This is a genomic window from Brachyspira suanatina (assembly GCF_001049755.1).
Taxonomy (GTDB): Bacteria; Spirochaetota; Brachyspiria; order Brachyspirales; family Brachyspiraceae; genus Brachyspira; species Brachyspira suanatina.
Window position 1 is genome coordinate 1081659 of sequence record NZ_CVLB01000001.1, and the last position, 13563, is coordinate 1095221.

Consider the following 13563-nt stretch of genomic DNA (forward strand, 5'->3'; position numbering starts at 1 on the left):
AATTATGTCAACTAAAAAATAATTACATTATGTAGTTTTCATATTCTCTGAAAAAATTCTCATAATTATTTATTGTAATGTTTTCTGATTTATCTATTCTCATATATTTCATTTGTTCTAAAAGTTGAAATATTTCATTATTCGGCGTATCTATATTTAAAATATTTTTTATATCGTTTATAGAATAGTATAATCGTACATTTTTATTTTTTTCAAATAGAGTATCCATTTTGATAAATGAATATATTAGTATTATTAATTTTTCATTTAATTCTTTTGCAGATAATGCTTTAATCTTTAATATTATGTTATTAATTTTTGCTGCTGTAGATTTTATATAACTATTAATAAATTTATTATTTCTATTTATAATATTGTTCATAAGGTCTTTTTCTATGATTTCTATTACAGAATCTTCCAATACTATGGCAGTTGTAAAAAGAGGTTTATAGTCCAAAACAGGTTTATAATAATTTATGATATAATTAGATGAGTAAATTGATCTTACTACAGCTTTAGAGTCTATTATACTATAAATACCTACTTTTCCTGATCTTATTATATATGTGTAGCTGCTAGGTTCTATTTCTGTATATAGACAATATCCTTTTTTTACACTGTAAACATTTTCTTCTATACGTGTTGGTTTTTCTATTGGCCTTGTATTTATGATTAATTTCTTGGCTTCATTTATATGAATATCATCTTTAAATAATTTTATACATCCATTACATATTTTATAGCTTGCATCTGTAAAGCCTCTATTTTTATAAATATTTGCCATTGTTACTATATCTTCTTTATTATATAAATTAACTTTATTGTTTGTAATTAATGAATAGTACTTACTTAGCCAAGTTTCAAATATTGAAGATAAATAATTTGATATTTTATTTATAAGATTATAATTATCTATTTTAGTCAAATCTTGTACCGATATCTTTAATACTTCTATATCTTCAAGACTTTCTATTGTAGAGTAATATGGTTCATTGATTATTGAAGAGATAAGACCTATAATATCTCCTTCTCTATAATTTATATCATAATTTTGATAAAATACATTATATGCTATAACTTTTCCTTTTAATATTATATAAAAATAGTCTTTAGCCGGCTCTTTATATTGAAAAATAATTGTTGATTTTTTTATTGTTACTTTGTTATATTGCTGTTCCATAGTATTTTTTCTATTAAAATTTTATTTTATATTGTGTAATTTTTATATTCTTCAAAATATTTATTTGAATCTGTAACTATAATATTATCAAGACAATCAAATTCTACATAATCTATATTTGTTAGTGTTTCCCGTATATCATTAATATCTGTATCATCATGGATCATATTTTTCAGATCTTTTATTTTATAATATAATTTAATATATATTTGTTCACAAAATAAAGTTTCTATTTTTAAAACAGAATATATTAAAACTATTAATTTATCTCTTAATTCTGTTCTTTTTATAGCTTTCATTTTTAATATTGTACTTATAACCTTCATAGCTGTCATTTTTACTATTTTGAATCTTAATTCTGTATCATTATATATCATTTTTATTAATTCCTCTTTGGTCATAATATCTATGACAGAATCTTCCAATACTATAGCGGTTGTGAATAAAGTTTTATACTCAAGATTTGGGGCATAAGAATCAATAATGCATTGTTCTGGATATATTATTCTAGTAATATAATCAGAATCTGCTATATTATATATTCCAACTTTTCCTGATTTTATATAATAAATACGGTTTGTTGTTTCTAATTCAGTGTATATACAATAGCCTTTATACATTTTATAAGAATTATTTTCTATTAGTTCAGGTTCCTTTGACTTAGTTAAGTTTTTCATAAAGTTTCTAATATTATTTAAATGATCATCATTATAATCTTTACTGAATAAATTTATATATGATGAGCATAATTTATAACTAGCATCTATAAATCCATTATATTTGTAAATAGATGCCATAATCAATATCTCTTCTTTATTGTATAAATCTAATTTGTTCTTTATTATCATGCTATAATATTTACTTAGCCATATTTCTAGTATAGATGATAAATGAGTTGATATTCTATTTATTAAATGCTTATTATTAATTCTATTTATGTTTTCTACTTTTATTTCCCATAACTCTACATCTTCTGCTGCTTCTATTGTGGAATAATAAGGTTCTTTTGTTATAGAAGCTATTAATCCTATAATATGTCCCATTTTATATGTGTGTGAATTATCATAGAAGTCGTTATGAGCTCTAACACTTCCTTTTGAAATTATATAAAAACAGTCTCTAGCCTCTTGGGAATATTTTAATATAATGCTACCTTTTGTATATTTTACTAATCTGTATTTTTCCATAAATATATATTCTTTAATATTATTTACTTAAAAATTATAATACTTAGAAAAATTATGTCAACTATAAAAGGTTATACTATATAGTTTTTATATTCTTTAAAATAATTCTCTATATTTGTTACTGTAATATTAGATTTATTATCTAATTTTATATATTTAATATTTTTTAATTCATTACATATTTCTTTATCATCACTATCAAGATTGAGCATATTTTTTATATCTTCTATAGTATAAAATAATTTTAATTTTGTTATATCCTTATGGTATAAAGTTTCCATTTTTAGTACAGAATATATAATAATGATTAATTTAATATTTAATTTATCTTTTTTAATAGCTTTAACTTTTAAAACAGCATTATTTACTTTTATAGCCACCATTTTTACAAAATTAATTCTTGATTCTTTATTATTATATATCATTTCTATTAATTGATCTTTATTGATTATATTTATTATAGAATCTTCAAGAACTATAGCTGTTGTTAATAATGGCTTATATTCTAATGTAGGGTTATATCCATTTACAATATATCCATCTGTATAAATATTTCTAATTATCTGTTTGGAATTAACTATACTGTATATACCAACTTTACCTGACTGAATTATATATATATTATCACTTGAATATATTTCTGTATATATACAATATCCTTTAGGAAATTTATATATATTATTTTCTATATGTTCTAATTCTTTAGTAGATTTTTTATTTTCTATATTATTCATAAAGTCTTTTATTTTATTTATATCATTGTTTTCAGGGAAAAGTTCAATATATTTTAGGCATAATTTATAACTAGCATCTATATAACCATTAGTTTTATAAATATTTGCCATAGTTATAATATCATCTTTATTATACAAATCTACTTTATTGACAGCTAATATAGTGTAATACTTACTTAACCAAGTTTCTAATATAAAATATAAATAGCTGTACATTTTTGTAAGTAAATTTTCATCTTTTATGTTTATAATGCTTTCAATATTTATTCTTATAAGTTCTGAATCTTCTTCTATCTCAACAGTTGAAAAATATGGTTCTTCTATAATAGCTGATATTAATCCTATTAAGCTTCCTTTTTTACTTTTATGTTTATACTCTTTATAAAAATCATAATATGATGTAGCTTTACCATTCATTAATATGTAAAAATATTTTGAAGGATTTTCGCCGGATTTAATAATAATGTCATTTTTATTGAATTTAATTATATCATATTTTTCCATAAAAATCCTATTATACTTTATAATTAGTATATATCACAGCGGAGTATTATATTATAAAATAATGTTATGTCAATATTTCAGTTTTTAAAAATTTTTCTAATAATAGAATTATTAAGATATATTTGAATTTCTCTTTCTGTACATTTCATACTCTTTGAAAAAAAAATCTATATTTGGAATTATTATTTTTTCCTGACTAGAGAATAATATCACTTTTGTTTTATTCATTTCAGATTTTATATAATTAGTATTTTCTATACCAACCATAGAGCATATATCATTAATAGTGTATGGCAGCTCTAAAAAATCAATATTCTTATCAAATAGCAATTCTGTTTTAACAAATGAATATACCATACTATAAAATTTTCCTATAGGGCTTTTCATAGTAATGCTATAACTTTTTATTATTGTATTGTATGTTCTTCTCGCCATTATATTTACAAGATGATATTGAAGTTTTGTATTGTTAGAAGCTAGTCTTAAAAAATCTTCTTTGTTTATTACCTGTAATATTGTATCTTCTAATACTATACAAGTTGTAAGTAATAATTTATTTCCAAGTATAGGTTTATATCCTATGATATTTCCGCTTTTAAATATTATTCTAGTGATAATTTTTCCATCAAATACACTATATATACCAACTTTTCCATCTCTTATTACATATAGGTTTGTATTATTTTCTAATTCAGAAAATATGCATGTACCGTTTTTATATTCATATAGATTATAACTTATTTCTAAAGGTGGTTTTATATTATAATTAGTTTCTATATCATGTATTTTTTCGTTTATTTCTGTATGATCTTCATTTGGAAAAATTTCTATTATCTTTTTATATATATAAAGAGCAGCAGATTTATATCCATTATCATTATAAATATTTGCTATTTCTAGAGCATTATTTTCTTTATAGCTTCCTACATTTAAAGATTCTGACAATTTAAAGAAATATTTTCCTAACCATATTTCCATAAATTTTATTAAATACTTATATATTTTTTCTATTATTTTTGTATCTTCTATATTGTATATATCTTTTACATGTATTTCTACTAATTGCACATCAGTTACAGCAATTGCAGTTGAGTAGTAAGGCTCCGAAAGTACAGCGGAAACCATACCTATTATATCTCCTTGTGAAAATTCAAAATTAGTATTTTCTACAACATAGTTTTTTTCTATTATAATACCTTCTTTAATGATGTAAAATACATTTCTTGCATTTTCTCCGGCAACAAATATTGCGGAATCTTTTTTAAATTCAACTATATTAAAATCAATCATAATTAATACCTATAAATTTTATATATAGATATTATACTTTATAATCTGCATATAACAAGATATTAATTATTTTTATTAATGTGAATTTATAAAAATATAAAACATTATAATATTGTAATATTATACTTATAAAAAGTATAATTTTATATAATATAATACTTATATTTCTTAACATAATAAAAATTCTTTATTTGACTTTAATTGAAATTTACATTATTATTAATATCCTACTATAATTATATTTTTGTTTATAATAATTTTTTGTTAAAGGGATATTAAAATGGAAGATAAAAAATACAGTATTGAAGAATCCATAGAATTAATCACAAGAGGAATAAGTGAAGTTATTGGATTAGAAGAAATAAAAGAAAAATTAAAAAGCGGAAAGCAATTAACTGTAAAGGCTGGATTCGATCCTACAGCACCTGATATACATTTAGGGCATACTGTACTTTTAAGAAAGATGAGACATTTTCAATTATTGGGTCATAAAGTTATATTTTTGATAGGAGATTTTACAGGAAGAATAGGAGATCCTTCTGGAAAGACCAAAACAAGACCAAGACTTACTTTGGAAGATGTTTTGAAAAATGCAGAGACTTATAAACAGCAGGTTTTTAAAATATTAGATCCGGAAAAAACTATAGTTGAATTTAATTCTAAATGGCTTGAAAAAATGAGTTTTGCAGATGTACTTGGACTTACTTCAAGATATACTGTAGCTCAGATGATAGAGAGAGATGATTTTTCTAAGAGATATAAAAATGGACAGCCTATAAGTATTATGGAATTTTTGTATCCGTTAGCACAGGGATATGATTCAGTTTCTTTAGAATGTGATGTTGAGCTTGGAGGAAATGACCAGAAATTTAATTTGCTTGTAGGAAGAACTTTAATGAAGGAATATGGTTTATCTCCTCAGGCAGTTATTACTGTACCTTTGTTGGAAGGTTTAGATGGTGTTGAGAAGATGAGTAAATCTCTTGGAAACTATATTGGAATATATGATAGTCCTAAAGATATGTATGGTAAAGCTATGAGCATACCAGATAGTTTAATATCTAAATATATGGAACTACTTACAGATATACCTCTAGATGATATAAAGAATTATGTTAAAGCTATGGAAAATGGAGAAAATCCTAGAAACATAAAAGGTATATTAGCAAAAGAAATAGTAAAAATATATCATGGAGAAGCAGAAGCTTTAAATGCTGAAGAAGAGTTCAAAAGAATATTTAGTTCTAAGGGACTTCCAGATGAAATAGAAGAAGTTACTATTAATAAAGATGATAATATTTTAAATGTATTATCAATTTGTATGTCATCAGAAAGTAAGTCTAATCTAAAAAGACTTGTTTCTCAAGGAAGTGTTACATTAGATAATGAAAAGATAAATGATATAAATGCTGTTATTTCAAAAGAGGGTATTTTAAAAGTAGGGAAACGCAATTTCTTTAAAATTAAATTTTCTTAAATTAATGATTGAGTTTTAGAGGATATAATGCGAATCTTTATCTTGTTATTATTTACATTAATATTTAATGTATGTTTATATGCTCAAGATACTAATGCAGATAATACTATTGCAACAAATAATACTGCTGTAACTAATAATATCGGCGAAAGTGCAATAATGCAGATAAATAGATTCGATGCTAAGAGAAATCCTGTGTCATTCATTAATTTAGTTAATTTTACTCCATATTATGTATTGCAGGAATATGCAAGAGTTAATAATATAGAAATTTACCCTTATGATACTGAAAGCACTTTAAGAGCAAGGATCATTGAAAGACAGGTAAATATAAAACAAGAAGTAATTAAAAGCAGTGATCAAATAAGAGAAGTAGCAAGAACAACCATAAATAGAGGCGGAGCTCAGGTAGAGCTTATAGGTGCTGATTTTGCGGAGAGATATACAATAGAAGAAGCAGAAGAGGAACTTATATCATTATATGGTAATGTAACTATGAAAATGTATAATAATACATTGACTGCGGATAAGGTTGTTTACAGCTTAAAGACAGGGGAAGTTTTTGCTGCTGGAAATTTAACTGTAGCATCTGAAGGAAGTACTTTTAGAGGCGAATGGTTTATGCTTAATAGAGAAAGTAAAAAAGGAATTCTATTCGGCGGAAATACAAAATTCATGAGTTTTACAGTTGAAGGCCGTATAATTAAATTTAATGATCAGGATTTTTTTGCTGAAAATAGCAGCGTAAGTTTTTCACGTCTTACACCAATAGCCCATGACTTTTTAGCTAGCAGAGTTTATCTTTGGGATACTAAAAAGATGATGGTCTTTAATAGTATTTATAGGGTAGGAAGACAGCCTGTATTTTATTTTCCATTATTTATACAGAACAATTTTGGTACAGGTATAATATCTTCTTTTGGTCAGTCATTGAGAGAAGGTGTTTATATTCAGAATTATAAGATATTCAATTTATATGGTGTGCAGCATAAAATAAGATTTGATGCATATCAGAAACTAGGTTTTTTAATCGGAGATGAAATAAGATATACAAGTCAATATCAGAATTTAGCACTTGATGCTATGTTTGCTTTAGGAAGACAATATTATTTATTTGATTCTTATATTACTTCAAGTGTTGGATTTGGTACTAGGTATGTTAACTATTTTGGTTCTGGAGAAGGCGGAAAGTTTGTACCAAGATATAAATTTCAATATGATCATACCATTCAATTATATAATAGTCAAAATATAAATAGTTATATAACAGGTAAATTAAATTTAAATAGCGATTTATATTTCAGATCTGATTTTTATAATCAGAGGGGGCAGTTTGATATATTAACATTTTTTACTTCTCTCACAGGAAATTTGCAGGATATAGGAGATTCTTATCCTGAAACTTATATTGAAAATTCTGTTTATCTTAATAATAATATTTACGGATTAAATTTAAAAGTAGGTGCTGAGTGGAATTTAGAAGCTGTTAGAAATATATCAGTTGATGTTAATACTAATTTTGATTACTATATGCCTAAACCATATAAGCTTATTCTACCTTCTGTAGAAGCTAGTTATAGTTCTATATTTGGAGATGAAACATCTTATTACTTTCCAAATGTCAATATTAACTATAATTTAAGAGCTAATTATAATCATACTATAAATTATAAAACTTCTGAGGGTATTGCTTTTTATAATAATCCTATACTTGACTCACAATTAAATGATAAACTTGCTGAAAGGGATAATCTTAACTTATATGGCGATATATCAAGAACTTTTACTAATGATTTTATAAGATTTGTACCTAGTGTTAATATGGAATATGCATATCAAAATAGTGTATCTCCTACAGCCGAAGATTTAATTTATGATAAAGATAATACATATTTTGGTATAGGAACAGGAATGAATTTTTCTATGTTTTTACCTTATAGTATATTACCTTATAATTTTACTCAATATTTTGAACCTACTATAAGATGGGATACAACTTATACTTTAGGATATAGATTCAAAGAAAAATATATTGATACCGATTATCAAAATGCACAGTTTGGAGAATTTAATAATCATAATTTCACTACTAGGTTTTCTATGGGCGGAACAGGATATAGTTTATTTTATTTGCCTGATTTGAATCTTAATATGGAAACATTTATAACAACAGGTTATGATTTTATACCTACATATAATTCAGAAACTAAAACTTATCAAGTTGAATTTTCTACAAATAAAATGCTTACAACTGAAGTAGGTGCTTCAGCAAGACTTTTATATAATCAATCTTATGTTTCTTATGATATAACTAGAAATTTATTAGGTACTAATTTAACAGCAAATAGAATAAATGCTTATTTTCACTTTCCAATACCTTTAGGTAAAATTACAGATTGGATTTTGATAAAAAATAATAAAAAGCCTTTTTTTGATGGAGTGGTTAATGATTTTAATTTGTATTTTGGTTTTTCTTTTACTCATGATTTTATCAATTACAGATATAATACAGCTGCATTTACATTTGGTATAGAACTCCAGGTTTTGAATCAATGGAAATTTAGAATAGCAACTACTAGTGCAAATGAAAATGCATACAGATATATAAAATCTTATGCCGAAAAAGAAAATCAAACTTGGGTCAATCCTTTCTGGGATATTATAGATTCATTTAATTTCTCGGATTCAAAAAAGAGAACTGATAGTCTATTTAAATTAAAATCTATAGAGGCTAGTGTTTGGCATGAATTGGATGGATGGCAGATTCAAGCTACATTTGCTGTAAGACCTTCTACACTTCCTTCTGATATTACTTCAGGATCTGTAAAAGGTGTTTATTGGAATAAGGAATTTTGGATTGAATTTACTCTTACAGACTTTCCTACTGTTGGATTGCCTAAGAAAGAGTATAATCTTAATAGTACTATTACTGATTTACAAGATAGTGCTGCTACTACTACACAATAGTATATTATTATTTATATAGAGAGTTATTTTTTATGAATAAAATTTTAATAATTATGTTTTGTTTTAATATATTTCTATTTGCAGAAAATGATTATCTATTTTATACCAATGAAGCTGATTTATTAACTAATGAAATGATATCAGATGATAATTTAAATGTAAGTTATGAAAATTTATATGAAGCTATAGATAATTATGATGCTGAATATATAAGAACAGCTATAAGCAATGGAAATATAAATATCGACTCAAAGCTTCCAGATGATTATCCTAATAATTTAGGAGGAGCTACTCTTTTACTTTATTCTATATATAAAAATGCTGGAGAAATAACTAAAATTTTAATAGAGAATGGAGCTAATTTAAAAGCAAGGGATTTTAAAACTTGGAATAGTATTATGTATGCTGCTGCTTTTTCAGACTTGAATACTATATCATTAATTGCTGAAAAAGATAGTACATTGCTTGATAGTAAAACTGAATTTAATGTAACCCCTTTGCATATAGCTTGTGATTATAATAATCTTGAAACTGTAATGTATTTATGCACTAATTCTAATATTGATATTAATGCAAGAGATATAGACGGCTGGACTGCTCTTTATCATGCGGCACATTCTAAGAGTATGGAAACATATAACTTACTTATTATATTAGGAGCGAATACTAATATAGCTGATAATAATAATGTGCTTCCTGAAACTGTGCTTACTAGAAAGATTGAAGATGAAGTTAATGAATTAAGAGATATTGATATTGAATTATTTAAAGCTATAGAAAAGGATGATTATAAAAATATCAGAGCTTTAATAAATAGAGGAGCGAATATTAATGCTAAAGATGGATATGGATTGAGTGCTTTGCATTTAGCTATAAAGAATAATAGTTTTAAATCTGTTGATGTACTTCTAGCAAATAGGAATATTGACTTAGAATCAAAACTGCCTGAAGGTTATTTTACTCATTTAGGAGATGATTCTACTGATGCAGTTTATATAGGTGAGGCAACTCCTCTTATTTATGCTATATTTAAAAGCAAGGGCAATTCAAGAATAGTTAATGAACTTATAAAAAAAGGCGCCAATGTGAATGCTACAGATGAAGAAGGATGGTCTACATTTTTATATGCGGCTGCTTTTGGAAATACTTCTATGCTGAGAAGTATCGCATCTAAAAATAGAAAACTTGTTAATTCAAAAACCAAAAATAATGTAACTCCTTTACATATGGCTGTTGTTTATGATAATATAGATAATATCAAATATTTAGTTAGAAATTTAAAAGTTGATATTGATGCTAAAGATGATGATGGTTGGACTGCTCTTTATTATGCTGCAGCTAACAACAAAAAAGAAGCCTATAATTTACTTTTGAGATTAGGTGCTAATAAAAACATAGCCAATAATGAAGGATTAAAGCCTGCTGACGTTTTACATTAAAATATAAATTTTGTTGTTATTAATTAATTATTATTATATAATTTTGTAATTATGTTTACTTATTAAAATAAATATATTTAGGAAATTGATGTTATGATTAGAAACGGATTTTTATTAATTATATTGCTTTTTAGTATTAGTTTTAATGTATTCGCACTTACTGAAAAAGAGCAGGAATTTTTTGATGCTATAAAAGAAAATAAATACGAATCACAATTAAAAAATCTTTTAAGATATAAAATGGATTTGAATGCTACAAATGAAAAAGGATTAACTCCGCTTTTGTATGCTATCGAATGTAATAATGAAAAAGCTGTAAGAGTATTGCTTGAATATAGCGATGTTAATATAGAATATAAACTTCCTGATAATTTTGCAGATTATCCATATATAAATAAAGTTGAAGGCGATAGCTTTAATATAGGAGGGGCTACTCCTTTAATGTTTGCTATATTCAAAAATAATGCAAGAATAGTTAAGCAGCTTATAGATAAAAATGCTGATGTTAAAGCTAGGGACAATGAGGGAACTCCTGTTTTTTTATATGCATGCAGTTTTGGAAACGGTAATATTATAAGAATGCTTCTTGTAAAAGACAGAACATTAGTTAATGATAAAACTTCTAATGGTAATATTAACGGGCTTCATTATGCTGCTTCTCTTAATAATTTAGAAACTATTAATTTTTTAATTAAAAATGTTAATGTAAATATAAATGATAGAGATTCAAACGGATGTACTGCTTTATATTATGCTGCTTATTATAAAAAAAGAGAGGCATATAATCTTCTTATAAAACTTGGAGCTAATAAAGATATAGGTGATAATTATGGAGTAAAGCCTGAATATATTTTATCAGGAGGAAGTTCTGCTGTTGATTTAGATGATAACTCTAATAGTAATGATGATAATTTACTTACAAATACTGATGATGAAAATATGTTTATTGCAAGAACCATTCAAACATCAGACACTAATGCTTTAAGAAATATAATGATGTATTCTAATTTTAATATGAATTCTGTAATTATAGCTTATGAAACTCCTCTTACTTATGCTATACATCTTGGTAAAGATGATATGGTTAATGAGCTTCTTAAGTATAGAATGAATAATACAAATATTATCAATATAGAAACTTCTTTTTTACCAGCAGAAGAAGTGTATTTTGATGAAAGCACTAATGGAATAGAAGCTGTAGGCAATGTATATTTGGGTGATGCTAGTCCTTTGCAGTATGCTATATTTAACGGTAATACTAATATAATAAATACTCTTTTAAAACTAGGTGCGGATATAAACAGAAAAGACAGTTTAGGAAATAATGCCTTGATGTATGCAGCAAGTTATGGAAGTGCTGAAACTATTGACACAATTCTAAATTATTCAAGCAATGCTTATAGGGTTGTTGATGTTTATGGTGATACTCCTTTGCATAATGCTGCAGCATTAGGAAATACTAATACTTTGATTGCACTTATGAATAGAACTCCAATCAATATAAATGCACAAAATATTGACGGTAATACTCCTTTGCATTTTGCGGTAAAAAATCATAATAGTAATACATACAGATTTTTATTATTAAAAGGTGCTGATTATACTATAAGAAATTATGATGGAAAAACCGCATCCGATTTACTATATGGTGATGGTATTGAAAGTATAGAAAGTATTATAAGTAATAATACAAATAATATTATAACTAATAACATTATGACAAATTATGGTTCATATAGTAATTTTTATACCAATGAAAGGCTAAATAATAGTAAATCAAATAATGATTTATATGGAAATACAAATTTAGATAATATGGATGATACAAATTACAATTCAGTATTAACTAATTCATATTATAATATGCGCTACAATGATAATATGTTTGATGATATTAAAGTGCAGCAAGTTAATAATTTTGCTGATGATTTAATATATGAATATAGTGATGATAAAACTTTTGATGATGCGAATGATGACCATGTAGAACCTGATGTTTCTGATGATTATTCTCATATATACGAAGCTAGTAAGCCTTTATTTGATGCCATATATAATGGTAATATTGAGGATATTTTAAAAGCTATTTCAAGCGGTATAGATATAAATTCAAGAAATGAAGAAGGTTTTACTCCATTACTTTATGCTATTAATTATGATCAATTAGAGGCGATGAAGGCACTTTTAAGTTATAGTAATGTTATAGATATAGAAATGCCTCTTAATAATTACACTAATACTTATTCTATAAAAGGTGGAAATTTTAGCGGAGAAGTATTATTTAATGGTACAACTCCTTTACAATATGCGATATTTAAAGGTAATACCAATGCAGTTAATTTGCTTATAGAAAATGGTTCTGATATGAGAAAAAAAGATTATAACGGTTATTGCAGTTTATTCTATGCATCAGCATTTTCTGATCCTGATATGATACATTTTTTACTTGAAAAAGATTCTAGCTTAACTATGGAAAAATCTTTAAGCGGAAGAACTGTTATGCATTTTGCCGCTATGTATGGTAATGATAATGCTATATCATATTATTTATCAAATACTTTTTTAAGCATTAATTCTCAGGATAATGATGGAAACACTCCTTTGCATTATGCTAATGAAAAAGGATATGCTTCAACTATAGAACTGCTAATAAAAAGAGGAGCAAAAACTGACATAAAAAATAATGCTGGGCTTATAGCTTCAGATCTATTAAAAAAATAAATGTATAAAACGTATCTTAAATGTTTTATTATTTTTAATCACATTTAATTAAATATAATATAAT

General features: G+C 25.0%; 8 protein-coding genes. 4 read left to right on the forward strand and 4 right to left on the reverse strand.

The features are described from left to right. Nucleotides 1-22: 22 nt before the first annotated feature. The 4 genes from BRSU_RS04810 to BRSU_RS04825 all read right to left on the reverse strand — a co-directional run bounded on the left by BRSU_RS04810 (nucleotide 23) and on the right by BRSU_RS04825 (nucleotide 4895). Nucleotides 23-1180, reverse strand: a complete 1158-nt coding sequence (locus BRSU_RS04810; protein ID WP_048594154.1) for a cyclic nucleotide-binding domain-containing protein — start codon at nucleotides 1178-1180, stop codon at nucleotides 23-25. Between the two features lie 26 nt (nucleotides 1181-1206). Then, a complete protein-coding gene (locus BRSU_RS04815; RefSeq protein WP_048594155.1) occupies nucleotides 1207-2367 on the reverse strand; it encodes a cyclic nucleotide-binding domain-containing protein in 1161 nt (386 codons plus the stop codon). A 71-nt stretch (nucleotides 2368-2438) separates the two neighbouring features. Beyond that, nucleotides 2439-3605, reverse strand: a complete 1167-nt coding sequence (locus tag BRSU_RS04820; protein ID WP_048594156.1) for a cyclic nucleotide-binding domain-containing protein — start codon at nucleotides 3603-3605, stop codon at nucleotides 2439-2441. A gap of 111 nt (nucleotides 3606-3716) precedes the next feature. Beyond that, complete coding sequence (locus tag BRSU_RS04825) at nucleotides 3717-4895, reverse strand: cyclic nucleotide-binding domain-containing protein (protein ID WP_048594157.1); 1179 nt, start codon at nucleotides 4893-4895, stop codon at nucleotides 3717-3719. A gap of 280 nt (nucleotides 4896-5175) precedes the next feature. Here BRSU_RS04825 and tyrS point away from each other — a divergent pair, with 280 nt between their 5' ends. The 4 genes from tyrS to BRSU_RS04845 all read left to right on the forward strand — a co-directional run bounded on the left by tyrS (nucleotide 5176) and on the right by BRSU_RS04845 (nucleotide 13499). Further along, nucleotides 5176-6372 carry a tyrosine--tRNA ligase gene (gene tyrS, locus BRSU_RS04830; RefSeq protein ID WP_048594158.1) on the forward strand — a complete coding sequence of 399 codons (1197 nt, stop codon included), beginning with the start codon at nucleotides 5176-5178 and terminating at the stop codon, nucleotides 6370-6372. Between the two features lie 27 nt (nucleotides 6373-6399). Further along, a complete protein-coding gene (locus BRSU_RS04835) occupies nucleotides 6400-9339 on the forward strand; it encodes an LPS-assembly protein LptD (protein ID WP_048594159.1) in 2940 nt (979 codons plus the stop codon). A 32-nt stretch (nucleotides 9340-9371) separates the two neighbouring features. Next, nucleotides 9372-10778, forward strand: a complete 1407-nt coding sequence (locus BRSU_RS04840; protein ID WP_048594160.1) for an ankyrin repeat domain-containing protein — start codon at nucleotides 9372-9374, stop codon at nucleotides 10776-10778. Nucleotides 10779-10871: 93 nt separating this feature from the next. Further along, nucleotides 10872-13499: an ankyrin repeat domain-containing protein gene (locus BRSU_RS04845; protein WP_048594161.1), complete on the forward strand. Its 2628-nt coding sequence runs from the start codon at nucleotides 10872-10874 to the stop codon at nucleotides 13497-13499. Nucleotides 13500-13563: the final 64 nt, after the last annotated feature.

Coding starts and splice junctions, on each gene's coding strand:
- BRSU_RS04810 (WP_048594154.1), bottom strand. CDS start 1,180: ATGGAACAGCAATATAACAAAGTAACAATAAAAAAATCAACAATTATT.
- BRSU_RS04815 (WP_048594155.1), bottom strand. CDS start 2,367: ATGGAAAAATACAGATTAGTAAAATATACAAAAGGTAGCATTATATTA.
- BRSU_RS04820 (WP_048594156.1), bottom strand. CDS start 3,605: ATGGAAAAATATGATATAATTAAATTCAATAAAAATGACATTATTATT.
- BRSU_RS04825 (WP_048594157.1), bottom strand. CDS start 4,895: ATGATTGATTTTAATATAGTTGAATTTAAAAAAGATTCCGCAATATTT.
- tyrS (WP_048594158.1), top strand. CDS start 5,176: ATGGAAGATAAAAAATACAGTATTGAAGAATCCATAGAATTAATCACA.
- BRSU_RS04835 (WP_048594159.1), top strand. CDS start 6,400: ATGCGAATCTTTATCTTGTTATTATTTACATTAATATTTAATGTATGT.
- BRSU_RS04840 (WP_048594160.1), top strand. CDS start 9,372: ATGAATAAAATTTTAATAATTATGTTTTGTTTTAATATATTTCTATTT.
- BRSU_RS04845 (WP_048594161.1), top strand. CDS start 10,872: ATGATTAGAAACGGATTTTTATTAATTATATTGCTTTTTAGTATTAGT.